Source organism: Burkholderia sp. AU28863, assembly GCF_002223195.1.
GTDB lineage: Bacteria > Pseudomonadota > Gammaproteobacteria > Burkholderiales > Burkholderiaceae > Burkholderia > Burkholderia sola.
The window spans coordinates 1,335,720-1,354,383 of sequence record NZ_NKFE01000003.1; the positions used below are offsets into that span (position 1 = coordinate 1,335,720).

Here is an 18,664-nt window from a genome sequence, read left to right on the forward strand (position 1 = left end):
TCCACGAAATCGTGGTGACCGAGGTGAGGGTGTCCAGATGGAAAAGTGCCGTCGCATCTGTTCGCGCTTCGTCCTTGCAAGCTCGATCGCTGGTCTGACAATACTGGCGTGCCCGGCACACGCGCACGCCGAGGACGGTCCTTCAAGCTCGCCGATCGGGCCCAAACCATCGGAGCGAGCGCTCAACGTCTATGCGGTGTATGGCGACGGACGCGCGACCGAGGGCGGCGACATGCATTGGCGTGCTTACGAAGTCGGCTTCGGTGACGTCTTGAATGATTACCTGTCGGTCTACCTCGCGTACATGAACGAGGGGCATCCGCTGGATCACCACCGTGACGGTTTCGCCGCCCTGGGTTCGTTTCGTTGGCCGATCGGCAGTCGTCTGGCGCTCGAATTTTCGGCGGGCCCGTATTTCAGCATGGACACGACACATGTCGACGACCAGCCACGCAATGAAAAGCGCTGGGGCGTGCGTGCGTCGGCAGCGGTGCGGTATTACGTCGTTCCCAACCGCTTCTTCCTCAAGCTGCAGTACAACCACGTCCAGATGATCGGCGGATTCAACTCCGACGCGGTGCTCTTCGGTATCGGCTCGGATTTCGGCGGCGATCCTCGCCCGGCGTTTTCGGACGGCAAGACGCAGGTCGGCGTTTGGGCCGGGACGTCGCAGACGAACCGTCCTCAAGTGCCGATCGAAAAGGGATACATGGTCGAAGTCAAGCGGCCGCTCGGCAATGCGTGGGCGTATTCGGCGAGCCTCATCTATGAAGGCAACAATGGTGTTGCCGGCCGACGAGGCGTGGCCGCGCAATTCTGGTACGTCGCGCCGCTCAAGAACAAATGGACGCTTTCGGCAGGCGTCGGTCCGTATCTCTCGCGGGATCGGAACGATGTTTCGGGCACGACACGGCTCAATGCGTTGCTCAGCGCGCAAGTGGCCTATCAGATCACGAACGACTGGGCGGCAAGCTTGCGCTTCAATCGTGTCGCAACCGGCAACGACAACGACCAGGACATGTTCATGGTCGGCGTGGCGCGCAATTTCTAGTTCCATACTACAAACGAATGTCATACCCGGATTCAGATGTCGTAGCGCCAGCTAAATTCAGATGTCGCATGTTTCATCGGCCTTTCCATCATTGAACGTTGAAGCGCCAAGCCCGAAGCAGCAGGGCGCTGACGTTCACCCGCGGGCCTTCGCAGACCGCCGCTCAGTTTCTGCTTTTAACGCAACTTCCAGAATCGCCGTTTCCATGTCAGCCACCGTGAACCGGCGGGGTTTCTTCGTGCCGGGTTGCGCTTCATTTGCCCGCACCGGCAGCCCGCGATGCGTTCGCGACGGCGCGGTGCCGATCCGCCGGCTGTCGCGCTGCGCCTGAAACGCTTGCGCCACCTGCAACGCGTGACTCAGCCGCTTGTGGTCCACGATTGCGCCTTGGTCGACCTCAGCCAGCCGGTCATAGGACTGAGCTGCCAGTATCTGACCGGCTGCTCGGATTTCAATCCGACCATCCGGGTACTCCCACACCTCGACGTCGCGATGTATCCACGCTCGATTCCCTGGCGTATCGTCCAGCAGGTACAGCACCCGGTCGTACTGCACCGTCAACGCCTTCGTCACCCGGCGTGTCTCACGCCAGGTCAGCAGCCGGTCCAGATCCTCGTCGGATCGCAGCGGCCGATGCGCATCAAAGCCGCTGCGCGGCGGCTTCGCGAAGCGCGCGTTATACGTGGCGATGAAGGAGGGCGCATAAGCGTTGGCATCCGCTACCGTGTTGATGCCGCGCAGTCGCATCTCCTTGACCAGCCGATCCTGCAGCGTCAGGTGGGCCCGCTCGACGCGCCCCTTGGCCGAGCTGCTGTTCGCACAGAACGTGTCGATGTTCAGTTCGTACATCGCCCGGCCGAAGTGCGTCACGCTCTGGCCGGTCTTGCTGGCGCTCGTATTGCGGAACACGCTGTACTTGTCGCTGTAGAACGCCACCGGCTTGCCGTAGCGCTCCAGATACATTCGCGTGGCCTCGAAGTAGCTGAACGTCGATTCGGTCTGCGTGAAGTGCAGCACCATCAGCCGGCTCGTCGCGTCGTCCACGTACACCAGCAGCGTGCAGGCCGGCGCTCGTTCCTCGAACCACCGATGATCGCAGCCGTCGATCTGGATCAGTTCACCCAGACACGCCCGGCGCGCTCGCGGCTGGTAGACCTTCGGCGGACGCTGCCGGCGCGGAATCCACAAACCTGCGTCTGTCATCAGCTTCCTGACCGTCTCCTTGGCCAGCCGAATGCCGTGACACTCCCAGAGCTTCTCGCAGGCCAGCGTCGGCCCAAAATCGGCGTAGCGCTCTCGAATAATGGTCAAGGCGCGTAACGCGAGCCCGTCGTCGAGCTTGCGGTTGCCTGGCCGGCCACGACGGCCCGAAGCGACGCCGCCAGGTCCGTGCTCGCGATACCGGATGACCAGCCGTTCTACCTGGCGCACGCTCAGGCCCAGCCGTTCGGCTGCACGCCCGGGCTTCAAACCCATATCCACCACGGCCTGGATCACCTTGAGTCGATCAAGCTCTCGCATCGTCAGTGTCACCAATCCGGCTGGCTGCATGGTCGGCTCCCGCGCTTGCTCAACGAGCCGTCCAGCATGCCAGCAGTCAAAAACACGACATCTGTAAATAGCCAGAACACGACATTAGGATATGGCTGCCACAACAAAAAATGTCGATAATGTTGATTATGTCAAATTGAAAACATGAAGAAGATACTGCCGGCCACCGTCGTTCGTGCTGCAAGCGGATCGAACGTGTGTATCTCACCACCGCACTTCTGCTCGATATAGCCGATCTGATCCGCGCTCATCCTTCGTCGTCCCGGCGCGCGCCGCGCGCCGGGACCGTTGCCGCCTGGCGGCTTCCTCGTCGTCAGAACCGGTACGTCGCCCCGATCTGGAAGAATCGGCCGAGGTCCGTGTAGAGCGACTGGTCATAGCCCGTAATGTCGGGCACGGCTTGCCACTCGACGTCGAACGGCGGCTTCTTGTCGAAAAGGTTCGTGATGCCGCCGTAAATCGTCCAATGCTTGAAGCCGCGGTAGTTGAACATCAGGTTGAACTGGCTGTACGACGCCACCGAGCCCGTGCCGCCGTCGCCGAATTCCGCGGCCACGGCGTTCGTATAGGGTCCCGTGTATTGCCAGGTCAGCGTGGTGGTCAGTTGCCGGTAGTCCCAGCTCAGGCTCGTATTGCCCTTCCAGCGCGGGTTGCTCGCGCCGAACGGCTGCAGCAGCGCAAGGTTGTTGCCGGCGAAGTCCTGCGGTGCGGTTCCGGGGCTGTGCAGCTTGAAGTGCCACACATAAGCCCAGTCGCCTGCGAGCGTGAACGTGCCGTACTTGGTGCGTAGCGCCTTGCGGAAGTTGAGATCGAAACCATCGGTGTCGAGCGCGCCGAGGTTCACGAAGTGCTGCACAAGGTAACGCACCGACCCGTCGGCGTTGCGCACGACGCGGGAAGGATCGTTGGCGACGAGCACCGCGTTCGGATCGTCGGTGCCGATGACTCCGTCGATGCGGACCTTGTAGAACGCCGCGCCGATATCGGTCATCGCGTCGGGCGAAAGCTGGAAGCCGATGTTGTAGTTCTTCGTGTGCTCGGGCTGAAGATTCGGATTGCCCGCGACTTGCTCCGTCGTGAAGTGCTTGGTCGGCACACCGCTCGGATCGTTCGGATCGACGAGGTTCTGGTGAGAGAGATAGACGGCCTGCGAGTTTTCGACGAGGGTCGGCGCGCGGAAGCCGCGACTATACGATGCATACGTCGTCAGCATTTGCACGGGCTGGAAACGCAGCGCAAAGCTCGGCGAAAACGCCCCGCCGAAGTCGCTGTAGTGATCGTAGCGGCCCGCCTGCGTGAACGTCAGGTTGTGCAGGATCGGAATGTCGACCTGGTAGAACGCGGCGGCGACGTTGCGCGAGCCCTCCACCGTCTGCACGTTCGCGGGCGCGGATACGCCTTGCGACGCGAGCGTCTGCGGGTTGATCGTCGACGATTCGTGGCGGAACTCGGTGCCCAGGCCCAGACCGACCGCGCCCCCGGGCAGCGTGAAGAGATTCGCCGTCGAGGCCTTGGCCGTCACGCTGTCGACCTTCGAGATGGCCTGCTGATCGTCGTCCGTGAAAACGCCCTTCAGGCCATTTGGCGTGGAGGCCGGGTTCGAGAAGTTGTAGCTGCCGCTGGCGAGCATGTTCTCGAGGCCCGCGACGTTGATCCGGTTGCGATACGTCGTATCGACGGTGCTCTGCGAGTGGCCGTAATCGGCCGACCAGTCCCACGCGCCGAACCTGCCCGCGTCGAACGCGCCTTTGACGCCCGTGTTCGCCATCCAGAACGTCGATACCGTGTCCGCCCCCACGACGTTGCCCGGGAAGGTCAGGTTGATCGCCGTCGGCACGCCGAAAGGGTTATAGGGGTTGCTCACCGGTACGGTGCGCGGCAGCGGCGAAACGGACCCGGTCGAAGGGTTGTAGATGTTCGTCGTGCTCGAGATCGAGGCCGGTCCCTGCAACTGGACCGTTTCATCGCGGCTCACCCAGAAGCCCGCATAGGCCTGCGTGTTGTCGTCGATCTTGAAGGTGGCGCGCACCTTCGCGTTCAGGCGCGTCGTGGAGGGAACGAGCGATGTCGAGGCGGCCGGGTTGTACGTGCAATTGGTCGCGCTCGTCTTGCTGCCCGGCGGGCACGGCGAAAGCGGCACCTTCGAGCCGTCCGCCAGCGACCAGTACGACTGCTGGTTCGGCCCGAGCGGCGCGGCCAGCCCGCCGGGATATTGCGTGAAGTCTTGCGCCGACGTCATGTCGCGATCGCCGAGCGTCGAGCCCGAATCGCGGTAATAGCTGGCGGCCGCGGTGACGTTGAAGCGATCCGAATTCAGATCGCCGAAGCCGGCCAGTACGCTGAAGTTGCCTTGCCCGTCGCCCGGATGCTGCGCCTTGCCGAGTTGGCCGTCGATCTGCAGGCCCTGAAAGTTCTTCTTCGTAATGATGTTGACGACGCCCGCGATCGCGTCCGACCCGTAGACGGACACCGCGCCGGTCTTGACGATCTCGACGCGCTCCACCATGTTCAGCGGGATCGCGTTGACATCGAAGAACGTGTCGGTGAAGTTCACCGACTGCGCATAGTTCGCGACACGCTGGCCATCGACGAGCACGAGCGTGTATTTCTCGCTGAGCCCACGCAACGCCATGCCGGCGCCACCGGGGGCCGAGCTGTTCATCGTCGTCTGGCCCCAGCTGCTTGCGGAATTGGCCGAGGTCGAACGCAGGAAATCGGCGACCGTCGTGTATCCGCTTTGCTGGATTTCCTTCGCGGTGATGACCTGCACTTCGGTGTGGCCGACCTTGTCGGACGTGCGGATCAGCGAGCCCGTCACTTCGAACTTGTCGAGCTTTTTCACGGTCTGCCCGCCCGCGGCGGTGCCCGATGCCGGCGCGGGCGAGGTGGCGGCAGTGCTGCCGGTTTGCTCGGCGGCGACGCTCCCGTCGACTGGCGTTGTCTGCGCGTAAGCGGAGGTACCCAAAGCCGCCGTCAACGCGACTTCAGCCCATGCGATGCTGCGTATTGCCGATCCCAAAGCCGTTGGTTTCATAACACCCCTTTGTCGTCGCAAGGCCTGACCTTTTTGTATGCACGGAGATTCGCCGGCCTTTAAATAGCGTTGCCCCGCGTTCCTGATCCGTCATCTGGTGCTCACAACCATTCCGTTCGCTTGCTTATTTCTTTCAAATTTATTTATTCTTTTTCCAAGGAAATTAAGCTTAAGTACAAGAAGCGACACACCTATAAATCAGTACCTCTAATTACATGGATCGATCCATCCATGCATCGGACGGTTGCATGCCAGCCGCACTACAAGCTGCACCTGGCACATTGTCGCCATCGGCTTCATCAACTACGGCGCATGCGCTGCGCGGGAAGGCAGTCGCCCGTTGAAGGGTTGCTTTACGTCTTCACTTTGAAAGTCTTAATGCACGGAATCTTCGTTACCGTTCACTACCAAAGTTTTACGTTGGACGCGAACATAGCAGGACAGAATCGACGCGTCAAAAAATATTTGATGCCACATAACTTTGTTTAGGTGCATTAAATGCACTCGGTTGGTGCCGAATGGAAATCGATATGGTTCATCAACCGCTACCCTAGCCTTTCTGGCTTGTTCTTCTGCTTTTTTCAACCGATCGCGAATGCGCCGCAATGGAGCACACGGCAGGCGCTCGCCGGTCCGAACTGTTTTGTTTAGCCGAGACGGACACCCGTCAAGAACGGGATTCCCCGGTCGTGCCCGTGTGGTGTTCCCCGAATAGCCGATAGGATTCCTGATAGAACCGCCCTTCGAGCACGTGCGTGGCGTCGCGCACCGCCGAATTGACGGCTTTCGTGTGTTATTCACACATCGTCGTCCCTTGATCCCTCCGCAACACCCCGTCTCGACCATCAATCGATCTCCAGATTCCCAGCTGTTTCCACGCGCTTCGTCACCGCCGCATGTCGCCCGCGCCGACCTAGGGACACGACTACCCGAAACGCCACCGGCGCGAACACGAGCCCGAACATCGTCGCCGCCAGCACGCCCCCGAACGCGCCGGTCCCGATCGAACGCCGGCTTTCCGCGCCCGCGCCGGTGGCCAGCACCAACGGCACGACGCCGAGCAGAAACGCCATCGACGTCATCACGATCGGCCGAAACCGCGCGGCCGCCGCCTCCACCACCGCCGGCCGCAGCGGCACGCCGCGCGCGACGAGTTCGCGCGCGAACTGCACAATCAGAATCGCATTCTTCGCCGACAATCCGATCACCGTAATCATCCCGACCTTGAAGTACACGTCGTTCGGCATCCCGCGCGCGAGCGCCGCCGCCAACGCGCCCACGATGCCGAGCGGCACGATCGTCAGCACCGACAGCGGAATCGTCCAGCTTTCATACAGCGCGGCCAGCGCCATGAATACCGCGAGCACCGACAACCCCACCAGCAGCGGCGTCTGCCGCTCGGCGATCCGCTCCTCGCGCGCCGCGTCGACCCAGTCGTAACCGATCCCGGCCGGCAGCATGGCGGCCAGCCGCTCCATCTCCGCCATTGCCGCGCCCGAACTGGTGTGGGCCGCCGCCCGCCCGCTGACGTCGAGCGACGGGTAGCCGTCGTAGCGATTCAGCATCACGGGCCCGACCGTCCAGTGCGGTGCGGCAATGGCCGACAGCGGCACCATGTCCCCCGTCCGGTTCGGCACCGTCAGCGCCATCAACTGCGCGTCGGTCGCGCGCGCGGCCGGATCGGCCTCGATGATCACGCGGCGCATCCGGCCCGACGCCGGAAAATCGTTGATGTAGTTCGAGCCGAACGTGCCACCGAGCAGCCCAGCGATGCGCTCGAACGGCACGCCAAGCGCATATGCCTTCGCGCGATCGACGTCGAGTTCGATGCGCGGCGCATCCGGCAGGTCCTCGACATGCACGGAAGCGAGCGCCGGGTCCGTCTTCGCACGCGCGGCCAATTGCTCGCGAGCGGCTTTCAGCGCGTCGAGCCCGACCCCGCCACGATCCTCGAGACGGAACGTGAAGCCGTCCGCGTGACCGATGCCGGGCACCGACGGCGGCAGCGTCGCTTGTACGTCGCCGTCGAGAATCGCGTCGAAACGCCGGTTGAGACGATCGCGCAACGTCATCGCATCGGCGTCGCGCTGCGCCCAGTCCTTCAGCTCGACGAACGCCATCCCGACGTTCTGCCCGCTGCCCGCGAAGCTCCAGCCGATCACGCTCGTCACGTTCGCGACGGCCGGCTCCGCTCGCAGGATCGCCTCGACGCGCTGGACAACCGCGACCGTGCGCGCCTGCGTGGCGCCAGCCGGCAACTGGATCATCACCTGCAGTTGTCCCTGGTCCTCGGTCGGCAGAAAACCGCCCGGCATCATCCAGGACAGCAGCCCGCAAGCGGCCACGAGCGCGACGTAGATGCCCGCGACCGCGCCCGTGCGGCGTACCGCCGACACGGTCATGCGCCGATAACCGGCCTCCGCGCGCGCGAACGCGACGCCGAAGCGGTCGGCCACGCGCGCGCCGATGCCGCGTCGCGGCACGCGGCCACCCCCGCCTTCGCGACGGCCGACCGGTTTCAGCAGATTCGCGCACAGCGCCGGCGTGAGCGACAGCGCCATGAACGACGACACGAGCATCGACGCGATCATCGACACCGCGAACTGCCGGTAGATGCCGCCGACGCTGCCCGGGAAGAACGCCATCGGCACGAACACGGCGGTCAGCACCGCCGTCACGCCGACGATCGCCCCGCCGATCCGCTTCATCGCGCGGCGCGTCGCATCGCGCGGCGACACGCCCTCCTCCATCACGCGATGCACGCTCTCGACCACGACGATCGCATCGTCGACGAGGATGCCGATCGCCAGCACAAGGCCGAACATCGTGAACACGTTGATCGACAGCCCGAACGCCCACATCGCGACGAACGCGCCCATCAGCGTGACGGGAATCACCACGGTCGGCACGAGCGTGTAGCGCAGCTCGCGCAGGAACAGCCACATCACGCAGAACACCAGCACGACGGCTTCGGCGAGCGTCAGCACGACTTCCCGGATGGCGATCGTAACGAAATGCGCGCCGTCGAACGGAATCTCGATCGCGACGCCCGGCGGCAGCGTCTTCGACAGCTCGGCAAGCCGCGCGCGAATCGCGTTCGACGTCTCGAGCGCGTTGCCGCGCGGGCCGAGCTGGATGCCGACGGTGGCCGCGGGACGGCCGTTCAGCCGGGAATAGAACGAATAGTCGTCGCGGCCGATTTCGACGCGGGCGACGTCGGCGACGCGCACCACCGAACCGTCCTGCTTCGACCTCAGCACGATCCGGCCGAACTCCTCCGGCGACGTCAACTGCCCCTTGACGACGATCGTCGCGGTGAGCTGCTGGCCGTGCACGAACGGCGCATCGCCGATTGCGCCGGCCGTCACCGTCGCGTTCTGCACGCCGATCGCCGCGATCACGTCGTCGGCGCCCAGGTCGTATTCGCGCAACTTGTTCGGATCGAGCCAGACCCGCAGCGCCTCGTCGGCGTCCCATAGCTGGGCCGCACCGACTCCCGGCGCACGTTTCAGTTCGCGCAGCACGTAACGGTTCAGATAGTCGCCGAGTTGCGCGGAATCGCGCGTGCCGTCGGTCGACGTCAGCGTGACGAGCATCAGGAACGTGTTGGCGGCCTTGAACACACCGATGCCCTGCTGCACGACCTGCTGCGGCAGCCGCGGCTCGACCTGCTTCAGCCGGTTGTTGACGTCGACGAGCGCGATGTCCGGATTGGTGCCGGGCGCGAACGTCACGTCGATCTCGAGATTGCCGTGACCGTCGCTGCTCGTCTCGTAGTACTGCAGCCCGTCGGCGCCGTCGAGGCTTTCCTCGATGATGCTGCCGACGTTGCCGTCGACCGTCTCGGTCGACGCGCCCGGATAGGTCGCGGTGATCACGACGCGCGGCGGCGCAAGGCGCGGATACTGCGCGATCGGCAATTGCGGAATGGCAAGCACACCCGCGACGACGATCGCGAGCGCGACGATCCACGCAAACACCGGGCGGTCGATGAAGAACGACGGCATCGCGATGCGTCAGCGAACGGCACGGGCGCGCCGCGCCCGGTTCACGTCAATCATCCGCGCCCCCTTCCCGCTGCAGCGGGCCCGGTTCCGGCGCGAGCATCGACGACGCGAGCAGCGCCTGCGTATACGGGTGGGACGGCGCGTGCAACACGTCGAGCGTATCGCCCTCCTCGACCACGCGCCCCGCCTTCATCACGATGACCCGATGGGCCATCGCGCGCATCACCGCCAGATCGTGCGTGATGAACAGGTAGCTCAGTTCGTACTTCTTTTGCAGGTTCGTCAGCAGATTCAGCACCTGCTTCTGGATAGACACGTCGAGCGCGCTCGTCGGTTCGTCCAGCACCAGCAGTTCCGGCTCGACCGCCAGTGCGCGCGCGATCGCGATGCGCTGGCGCTGGCCGCCGGAAAATTCGTGTGGATAGCGCAGCATCGCGTCGGCCGGCAGGCCGACCTCCTGCAGCAGGGCCGCGATCCGCGCACGCCGCGCGGCGCCGGCCACCGTCGGCCGGTGCACGGCGAGACCTTCGCCGACGATCTGCTCGACCGTCATGCGCGGCGACAGCGAGCCGAACGGATCCTGGAACACGACCTGCATGCGGCCGTACAGCGCGCGCCGGCCGCGGGTCGTGCGCAGCGATGCCAGTGGCATGCCGTCGATCTCGATGCCGCCCGACGCCGGCCGCTGCAGGCCGAGCACGGCCGCTGCCAGCGTCGATTTCCCCGATCCCGATTCGCCGACGATGCCGAGCGTCTCGCCGCGCCGCAGGCTCAGCTGCACGTCGTGCACGGCCCGGAACGCCGTCTTGCCGAACACCGCGCGCCAGCCCTTCGCCGCGATGCGGTAATCGACGGCGAGTTGCTGGACGTCGAGGATCGTCCGCGCGCCGGCCGCGACCGGGTCGACCGCGCGTTGCGGCGCGCTGTCGAGCAGCCGGCGCGTGTACGCGTGTTGCGGCGCGGCGAACAGCGCGCCGGTCGTGTTCGTCTCCACGAGCACGCCCTGCTCCATCACGGCCACGCGCTGCGCGAAGCGCCGCACGAGGTTCAGGTCGTGCGTGATCAGCAGCACGGCCATCCCGCGCGCGGCGGCCTCCTGCTCCTGAAGCTCGATCAGCAGGTCGACGATCTGCTGGCGCACCGTCACGTCGAGCGCCGTCGTCGGTTCGTCCGCGAGCAACAGTCGCGGCCGGCACGCGAGCGCCATCGCGATCATCGCGCGTTGCCGCTGGCCGCCCGACAACTGATGCGGAAAACTGTCGATGCGCCGCTCCGGCTCCGGAATCCCGGTGCGCCGCAGCAGCGCGATGCCGCGCTCGCGCGCGGCGCCCGGCCGCAGCCCCTCGTGCAGCCGCAGGCTCTCGGCGATCTGCTTGCCGATCGTATAGAGCGGATTGAGCGCCGTCATCGGCTCCTGGAACACCATCGCGATATCGGCGCCGCGGATGCCGCGCATCTGCTGCTCGGTCTTCGCGAGCAGATCCTCGCCGTCGAACAGCACCTGTCCCGACAGCGTCGCCTGCTGCGCGAGCCGCAGGATCGACAGGGCCGTCACGCTCTTGCCCGAGCCCGACTCGCCGACGAGCGCCACGCGCTCGCCGCGCCCGACCGCGAGACTCAGGTCCTGCACGGCGGCTTTCGCGCCGAAGTGCGCGGAGAACCGTCGAATGTCCAGCAAAGGGGCCGTCATCGCTGCTCCCCGCCGAAGGCCGAGCCGCGCGCGCGCGTGTCGAGCGCATTGCGCAACGCGTCGCCCATGAACGTGAGCAGCAGCAGCGTGACGACCAGCGCCGAGAACGCGGAGATCGAGATCCACCAAGCGTCGAGGTAGTTCTTGCCTTCCTGCAGCAGCTCGCCGAGGCTCGGCGTCGGCGGCTGCACGCCGAGGCCGAGGAAGTCGAGGCTCGTCAGCGACAGGATCGCCGCGCTCATCCGGAACGGCAGGAACGTGATCACCGGCGTCAGGCTGTTCGGCAGCACGTGCCGCCACATGATCTGCCAGTTCGACAGCCCCATCGTGCGCGCGGCCTTCACGTAGTCCAGCGCGCGGTTGCGCAGGAACTCCGCGCGCACGTAGTCGGACAGCACGAGCCAGCCGAACATCGACAGCAGGACGAACAGCAGCCACAGCGACGGCTCGAAGATCGACGCGAAAATGATCAGCAGATACAGGTCGGGCAGCGCGCTCCAGATCTCGATCAGGCGCTGCCCGACGAGATCGGTGCGTCCGCCGTAGAAGCCCTGCAGCGCGCCCGTCAGCACGCCGAGCGCGACACCCGACACCGTCAGCGCGAACGCCATCAGCACCGACAGCCGAAATCCGTACAGCAGCCGCGCCAGCACGTCGCGGCCGAACTGGTCGGTGCCGAGCCAGTTGCTCGCGGACGGCGGCGCCGGATACGGCCGCGACGCGAAATAGTCGATCGTGTCGTAGCGGTAGCGGTTCGGCGGGTAGATCGCGAAGTTGCCGTGCGATTCGATCTTCGCGCGGATGTACGGATCGAGATAGTTGGTCTTCGCCGGGAAATCGCCGCCGAACTGCGTTTCCGGATAGTTCTTCACGATCGGGAAATAGAAGTGCCCGTCGTAGCGCACCACCAGCGGCCGGTCGTTCGACAATACTTCGGCCAGCAGACTGAGCGCGAACAGCGTGGCAAAGATCACGAGGCTCCAGTAGCCGAGCCGCTGCGTGCGAAACCGCAGCCACGTGCGTCGCCACGGCGACGGGGACGTCGCGCATGCGACGGCGGCCGGATCAGTGATCCAGGCGGTTGAACTGGATGCGGGGGTCGACGAGGACATAGCAGACGTCAGCAATGAGTTTGGTCAGGAGGCCGATGAGCGTGAACAGGAACAGCGAGCCGAGCACCACCGGATAGTCGCGGCGAATCACCGAGTCGTACGAAAGCTGCCCCATGCCGTCGAGCGAGAACAGCGTCTCGATCAGCAGGTTGCCGTTCAGGAAGGCACCGACGAACGCGGCCGGCAGCCCGGTGAGCAGCGGGATCGCGGCATTGCGCAGTACGTGCTTCCACAGCACGTCGCGCTCCGGCGCGCCCTTCGCGCGTGCGGTCAGCACGTATTGCCGGCCGATTTCGTCGAGGAACGTGTTCTTCGTGAGGATCGTGACGATCGCGAAATTGCCGACCACCGAGGCCGTCACCGGCAACGCGATATGCCACAGATAGTCGAGGGCCTTGCCGATCAGCGTCAGCTCGTCGAAGTCGTCCGAGGTCAAGCCGCGCATCGGAAACACCTGCCAGAACGTGCCGCCGCCGAACAGCATCAGCAGCAGCACGCCAAGCACGAAGCCCGGAATCGCGTAGCCGCCGAGCACGAGCACGCTCGTCACCGTGTCGAAGCGCGAGCCGTTGCGCACGGCCTTCGCGATGCCGAGCGGCACCGACACGAGGTACGTGAGGAACACCGTCCACAAGCCGAGCGTGATCGACACCGGCAGCTTCGAGCGGATCACGGCCCATACGCTGCGGTGCGCGAAATAGGACTGCCCGAGGTCGAACGTCGCATAGCTTTTCAGCATCAGCGCGTAGCGCTCGAGCGGCGGCTTGTCGAAGCCGAACTGCTTGCGGATCTGCTCGATCTGCTGCGGATCGACGCCCTGGCTGCCGTGGTAGCCGCCCCCGCCTCCGCCCGCCTCCCCGCCGCGCGCGCTGCCGTGGCGCAATTGCGCGAGCACCTGCTCGACCGGGCCGCCCGGCACGAACTGCGTGACCGCGAACGTGATCGTCACCACCCCGATCAGCGTGGGAATCATCAGCAGCAGTCGCCTGAGTATGTATGCCAGCATGGTCGTTCTCCGTCAGGCCGCCGGAGCGGGTCGGGCCACCGGCCGCTTCACGTACCAGTAGTCGATGATCCAGTCCTCGTACTGATAGGAAGCCGGCACGACCGGCGGATGGCCGAGCGTCGTCTTGTACGCGATCCGCGCGTTCGGCATGTAGTACTGCGGGACCAGCACGTACAGGTTGATCAGCACGCGGTCGAGCGCGTGCGTGGCCGTCTCGAGATCGTCGAGCGTGTTGGCCGCGAGCGCCGCGCGGATCAGCGCGTCGACGGCGTTCGACTTCACGCCCGGATAGTTCTCCGAACCAGTCTGCGAGGCGGCCGCGCTGCCGAAACGGCGCGTCAGCTCCGCGCCCGGGATCGTCACGGGCGAGTAGATATACGTCGTCATGTCGTACTCGAAATTGTCGAGCCGCTTCTGGTAGAGCGCGCTGTCGATCTCGTGCAGGTACGCGTGGATGCCGAGCGTCGCGAGCGCCTGCGTGTAGGGCAGGATCAGGCGATCCATGCCGGGCTGGTCGTCGATGATCTCGATCGTCATCGGCGTGCCGCTCGCGTCGCGCAGCGCGCCGTCGCGGTAATGCCAGCCGGCCTGCGCGAGCAGGTCGCGCGCTTGCCTGAGGTTCGCGCGCAGCGAGCCCGGCGGCAGCGTCGACGGCTGCTTGACCATCGGGCCGAACACCTCCGGCGGCAGCGTCGAGCGGTACGGTTCGAGCAGCGCGAGCTCCTTCGCGCTCGGCATGCCGGACGCGGCGAACGGGCTCGCGTCCCAGAAGCTGTTGGTGCGGCGGTACTGTCCGTAGAACATCATCCGGCTCATCCAGTCGAAGTCGAATGCCAGCGCGAGCGCATGCCGCACGCGCACGTCCTGGAACATCGGCTTGCGCAGGTTCATCAGGAAACCCTGCATCTGCGCGGGGCCGTCCGGGAATTCCCCCCTCTTCAGCGTGCCGTTGCCGAAATTCTTGCCGACGTACTTGCGCGCCCACTGCGTCGAGCTGTACTCCATCCGCGCGTCGACATCGCCGGCCTTGAACGCCTCGAGTGCCGTGTACTGGTCGAGATACAGCTTGAACGACACGCGTGCGAAACGGAACATCCCGCGCCGCGACGGCAAGTTCGCCGCCCAGTAGTGCGGATTGCGCACATAGGCGATCTGCTTGTCGTTCCTGCGCTGCTCGATCAGGTACGCGCCGCTCGCGATCGGCGGCACGTTCGCGATCTGGTCGAACGGCGGCCGCGTACCGTCCGCGCGCTGCCCCCATTTCGGCGAGAACACCGGCAGGTCGCCCGCGATCAGCGCGGCGTCACGCTCCGCGTGCTTGAACTCGAAGCGGATCGTGTGACCGTCGACGACCACCGCGCGTCGGATGATCGAGAACTGCGCGTTGTACAGCGGCGACGCCTGCGGGCTCGTCAGCGTATCGAACGAATACTTGACGTCGGCCGCGGTGATCGGGTCGCCGTTCGAGAAGCGCGCGGCCGCGTTGATGTGGAATGTGGCCGACAGCCCGTCGGGCGCCACCTCGACGTCGTCGGCGATCAACGCGTATTCGGACGCGAGTTCGTCCCAGCTGCGCTGCATCAGCGTGTCGAACATCAGGTTCTTGATGTCCGGTGCGGGCGAGCCGCGGGTCAGAAACGGGTTGAGGGAGTCGTAGCTCTGTGCCTGATCGTAGTTCTCGAAGTTGAGCGTGCCGTCATTCGGCGCGTCGGGATCGGCATAATCGAAATGCGTAAAATTGGCCGGGTATTTGGGTTGGTCGTATTGCGCGATCGCCGACACCGCGAGCGCCGCACGTGGCATGGCGCTGCCCGACACGAGCAGCACGGCGCATGCGAACAGCGCCGCGCGCGGCACGCCTGCCCATCGCCATTTCAACAGTTTCATGGTCCGTCTGTCCGAAAGCGTGCGGGCGCGATGCCTGCGCGCGGTAGATGCCTGTGCAGGATGCCGCGTGCCACCTGCACCCCACTGGTTGTTCGTGCTGAAAACGATCCTGCAAACTGCATCGCCGCACGTCCCGGTTGCAGGCCGTCGTGGCGCCAGGCGAAAAAGGGCCGCTCCAAAAAATGGGGAGGTGGACGTGGAGCGGCCGGTCTAAAGCCCATCAGTGCATCGCAATCGCCATCAGAACTTGTAGGTCGCGCCAACCTGTGCGAATCGACCGACATACGTGTACAGCGACGTGTCGTAGCCCGTCTGGTAACTCGCGTTCATATAAACCGGGTCGAACGGCGGCGCACGATTGAAGATGTTGTCGATGCCCGCGTAGATCGTCCAGTGCTTGAAGCCGGTGTAGCTGACCATCAGGTTGAACTGGCTGTACGAAGCCACGCTGTCCTGCATGTTCGGATATTGGCCCGGCGACAGGATGGCCTGGCTGTACGGCCCCGTGAACATCCACGTCAACGTTGCGTTCCATTGGTTGTGGTAGTTCCAGTTCAGACTCGTGTTGCCCTTCCAGCGCGGGAAACTGCCGCCGAACGGCTCGTTCAGCGAACCGTTGTTGCCCGCGAAGTCGGTCGTCTCGCCGCCCACCGGCATCTTGAAGTGCCATACGTAGGCCCAGTCGCCCGACAGCGTGAAAGTGCCGATCTTGGTCGACACCGACTGGCGGAAGGTGGTCTCGAAGCCGTCCGTATCGAGCGACGACAGGTTCATGTACGGCAGCAGCACGTACGCGATCGAGCCGTTCGGGTTACGGATCACCTTCGACGGATCATTCTGGTCGACCACCGTCTGGATGTCTTCCGTGCCAATCACGTTGTCGATGTGGATCTTGTACCAGTCGAAGCCGAAATCGGTATTGCGGGTGGGCGACAGCTGGAAGCCGATGTTGTAGTTCTTGGTCCGCTCCGGCTGCAGCTTGCTGTTACCGGTCTGCACTTCCTCAACGAGGTTGTATGCGTTCGGGTTGTTAGGATCGTTCGCATCGACCGCGCCTTGCGCGCCGTAGGTCCTCGACGAAGTGTTTTCGATCAGCGTCGGTGCGCGGAAGCCACGGTTGTAGGAACCGTACATCGTCAGCTCGCGGATCGGCTGGAAGCGCAACGCGAAGCGCGGCGAGAACGCGCCACCGAAGTCGCTGTAGTGGTCATAACGCCCCGACTGGCTGAACGTCAGGTTCTTCAGGATAGGAATGTCGATCTGGTAGTAGACCGCCGCGACGTTGCGCTCCCCGTTGACCGATTGCAGCGACGGCTGGATGAGCGTGCCATTCGCGTAGTCCGCGCCCGTACCGATGTACTGGCTCTGGTGCGTGAATTGCGTACCTAGACCCAGGCCGACGTTACCCGTGGGCAACGTGAACAGGTTCGGCGTCGACAGTGTCGCGTCGACAGCGTCGAGCTTCGTGATGGCCTGTGTCGACGTGCTTCCGTACAGCCCGTTCAACCCGTTCGGTGTCGACGATGGATTGGCGAAATTGAATACGCCGTTCTGGACGATATTCTCCAGTGCGGCCGCGTTGATCAGGTTCGAATAGTTGTTCGACACCGTGTCCTGCGAATGCGTGTAGGACGCCGTCCAATCCCAATCCCCCACGCGCGGCGTGCTGAACGAGCCTTTCACGCCGGTCGCGGCACGCCAGAAGTTGGAGCTCGTATGCACGGCCTGCGCGGCCGGGAACGCGTAGACCAGCTTCGCCGGCACGCCAAACGGGTTATACGGGTTGCTGCCCGGTACAAGGTTCGAAATCGGGTTGAGACCGCCCGTCGCCGGATCATAGGTCTGCGTGCTGTTACCGAGGCGGCCGACGAAGTTGTTCGTGACCGTCGTATTGTTGCTTTCCCACAGATCGGCGAACGCCTGCATCGCGTCGTTGATCTTGAAGTCGGCGTGCACCTTCGCGCTCAGACGTTCAGTCCACGGCGACAGCGACGATGCGTACGCGGTGTTGTTTGCGCAGACCGTGCCGGGCCCGTTGACCTGCGCGACGGAGGTGCCCGGTACGGCCTGGCCTCCGTTCGGACACGGGCTCAGCGGCACCTTCGCGCCGGTGGTCGGATTGCGCCAGTAGGAGACGCTCTGGTTCGACAGGCCGCCCGGGAAATTGGAGAAGTTCTGGTTCTGCGTCGTGTCGCGATCGGCGATCGAAATGCCGTTCGACTTGTAGTAGCTGAGCGCCGCCGTCACGTTGAAGCGGTCGGCGTTCAGGTCGCCGAAGCCGCCGAGGATGCTGAACTTCGTCGTGCCCTGGCCGTCTTCACCGTTCGTCGCGCCACCGTAGCTGCCCCCCAATTCAAGACCCTGAAAGTTTTTCTTCGTGATGATGTTCACCACGCCCGCGATTGCGTCGGAACCATACTGAGACACCGCGCCGGTCTTGACAATTTCGATACGGTCGATGATGTTGAGCGGCAGCGTGTTCAGGTCGAAGAACTGATCGCTGCCGTTCACCGCGAACGCATACGGCGACACCCGCATGCCGTCGATCAGCACCAGCGTGTATTTCTCGCTGAGGCCGCGCAGCGCGATACCTGCGCCGCCCGGTGCGAAGCTGTTCGTCGAGCCTTCGCTCCAGCTGCTTGCCGAATTCGCCGAGGTGCTGCGCAGGTAGTCAGCGACGCTGGTCTGGCCGCTGTTCTCGATGTCCTTGCTCGTGACGGTCTGAACCTGGTTGAAGCCGACCTTGTCGGCCTGCCGGATCAGCGAACCCGTCACTTCGAACCGCTTGATCTGCGCGACCTTGCCCTGCCCATTCGCGCCAGGCGTCGCCACGGGTGCCGCTCCGGATCCCGCAGCCCCCGTGGCAGCGACAGCACCCGCCGCACCGTCCGCCTGTGCAACGATCACGGGGGCGCCGTTCGCGACTGCGTCCGCGATCGATGCGGCTCCCGGCGCCGGCTGGCTCTGGGCGAACGCGGGGGGCACCAGCGCGGCCGTCAGCGCCAGCTCCGCCCAGACTATCCGCTTGATGGCCAACGCCAAAACTCTCTGCTTCATCTTGTTCCCTCTCGCTCGTAGTAAGACCCCACCTGCTGCACTCCTTGCTCGTCCTGGGCGCCCGTGTAACGGAACCCGCGATAGCCACGCTTCCGACTGCCACGACTCGAACGGATCGGCCTCGGGGTACCCGTGCCACTCAGCATCACCGTCTCTATATTTTGATTCGTCTTACTTACTACATGGAAAGAGCGCACTTCCTGCCACTTCCGATTCGATGGACGACGATCCCGTCCTGTCGGCAGCGAAAATGTTCGCCCGCCGTATTG

General features: G+C 64.5%; 9 protein-coding genes. 1 reads left to right on the top strand and 8 read right to left on the bottom strand.

Annotated features, from left to right (window positions below):
• Positions 1–37: 37 nt before the first annotated feature.
• Complete coding sequence (locus tag CFB81_RS08565; protein WP_089435071.1) at positions 38–1,051, top strand: hypothetical protein; 1,014 nt, start codon at positions 38–40, stop codon at positions 1,049–1,051.
• A 135-nt stretch (positions 1,052–1,186) separates the two neighbouring features.
• Here CFB81_RS08565 and CFB81_RS08570 read toward each other — a convergent pair whose 3' ends face one another.
• The 8 genes from CFB81_RS08570 to CFB81_RS08605 form a co-directional block, all read right to left on the bottom strand.
• Complete coding sequence (locus CFB81_RS08570; protein ID WP_089435072.1) at positions 1,187–2,602, bottom strand: ISNCY family transposase; 1,416 nt, start codon at positions 2,600–2,602, stop codon at positions 1,187–1,189.
• Positions 2,603–2,915: 313 nt separating this feature from the next.
• Complete coding sequence (locus CFB81_RS08575; protein ID WP_089435073.1) at positions 2,916–5,636, bottom strand: TonB-dependent siderophore receptor; 2,721 nt, start codon at positions 5,634–5,636, stop codon at positions 2,916–2,918.
• A gap of 845 nt (positions 5,637–6,481) precedes the next feature.
• A complete protein-coding gene (locus CFB81_RS08580) occupies positions 6,482–9,643 on the bottom strand; it encodes a multidrug efflux RND transporter permease subunit (RefSeq protein WP_089435074.1) in 3,162 nt (1,053 codons plus the stop codon).
• A 46-nt stretch (positions 9,644–9,689) separates the two neighbouring features.
• Positions 9,690–11,333: an ABC transporter ATP-binding protein gene (locus CFB81_RS08585; RefSeq protein WP_089435075.1), complete on the bottom strand. Its 1,644-nt coding sequence runs from the start codon at positions 11,331–11,333 to the stop codon at positions 9,690–9,692.
• Positions 11,330–12,445, bottom strand: coding sequence for an ABC transporter permease (locus CFB81_RS08590; RefSeq protein ID WP_069620769.1), 1,116 nt, complete (start codon positions 12,443–12,445; stop codon positions 11,330–11,332). Before CFB81_RS08590 ends, CFB81_RS08585 begins: the two co-directional genes overlap by 4 nt.
• Positions 12,399–13,451, bottom strand: coding sequence for a microcin C ABC transporter permease YejB (locus CFB81_RS08595; RefSeq protein ID WP_089435076.1), 1,053 nt, complete (start codon positions 13,449–13,451; stop codon positions 12,399–12,401). Before CFB81_RS08595 ends, CFB81_RS08590 begins: the two co-directional genes overlap by 47 nt.
• A gap of 12 nt (positions 13,452–13,463) precedes the next feature.
• Entirely contained in the window at positions 13,464–15,338 is a 1,875-nt protein-coding gene (locus CFB81_RS08600) for an extracellular solute-binding protein (RefSeq protein WP_089435077.1), read from the bottom strand.
• A 240-nt stretch (positions 15,339–15,578) separates the two neighbouring features.
• The gene (locus tag CFB81_RS08605; RefSeq protein ID WP_089435078.1) at positions 15,579–18,395 is read right to left on the bottom strand and encodes a TonB-dependent receptor; all 2,817 of its coding nucleotides are present in this window, start codon (positions 18,393–18,395) and stop codon (positions 15,579–15,581) included.
• Positions 18,396–18,664: the final 269 nt, after the last annotated feature.

Coding starts and splice junctions, on each gene's coding strand:
- CFB81_RS08565 (WP_089435071.1), top strand. CDS start 38: ATGGAAAAGTGCCGTCGCATCTGTTCGCGCTTCGTCCTTGCAAGCTCG.
- CFB81_RS08570 (WP_089435072.1), bottom strand. CDS start 2,602: ATGCAGCCAGCCGGATTGGTGACACTGACGATGCGAGAGCTTGATCGA.
- CFB81_RS08575 (WP_089435073.1), bottom strand. CDS start 5,636: ATGAAACCAACGGCTTTGGGATCGGCAATACGCAGCATCGCATGGGCT.
- CFB81_RS08580 (WP_089435074.1), bottom strand. CDS start 9,643: ATGCCGTCGTTCTTCATCGACCGCCCGGTGTTTGCGTGGATCGTCGCG.
- CFB81_RS08585 (WP_089435075.1), bottom strand. CDS start 11,333: ATGACGGCCCCTTTGCTGGACATTCGACGGTTCTCCGCGCACTTCGGC.
- CFB81_RS08590 (WP_069620769.1), bottom strand. CDS start 12,445: ATGTCCTCGTCGACCCCCGCATCCAGTTCAACCGCCTGGATCACTGAT.
- CFB81_RS08595 (WP_089435076.1), bottom strand. CDS start 13,451: ATGCTGGCATACATACTCAGGCGACTGCTGCTGATGATTCCCACGCTG.
- CFB81_RS08600 (WP_089435077.1), bottom strand. CDS start 15,338: ATGAAACTGTTGAAATGGCGATGGGCAGGCGTGCCGCGCGCGGCGCTG.
- CFB81_RS08605 (WP_089435078.1), bottom strand. CDS start 18,395: ATGAAGCAGAGAGTTTTGGCGTTGGCCATCAAGCGGATAGTCTGGGCG.